The organism is Bacillus cereus group sp. N11, from assembly GCF_016483605.1.
GTDB classification, from domain to species: domain Bacteria; phylum Bacillota; class Bacilli; order Bacillales; family Bacillaceae_G; genus Bacillus_A; species Bacillus_A toyonensis.
The window spans coordinates 1-263 of record NZ_JAEHBN010000074.1 but is presented as its reverse complement, the minus strand read 5'-3'; the positions used below and the strand labels follow the sequence as shown (position 1 = coordinate 263).

The following is a 263-nucleotide window of genomic DNA, read 5'->3' as shown; positions in this document are numbered from 1 at the left end:
TTAACAGTAAGTGTGCCGCCGCCATCATCCGAATAGCAGTAATCTCAATTGCTGTAAATTCTACAAGGCCATATTTTGCATTGGTATAGTTAATACCCCAAATCATAACGACTCTTAAAATTAATATCTCAATTCCCCATCTTCTCATGCGTATCGCCTCCGCTAAGATAATTATACAGAAAATTGAATCATGTGTTCATTTCTTTATGTGAAAAAATCTTTTTATTGTATCATGAGCTTTACTTTGACTGTTGATTTTATAT

General features: G+C 33.1%; 1 pseudogene. It reads right to left on the bottom strand.

Annotated elements, in window-relative coordinates:
* A pseudogene (locus JDS98_RS29720) lies at positions 1–148 on the bottom strand (DMT family transporter); the annotation flags it as partial.
* Positions 149–263: the final 115 nt, after the last annotated feature.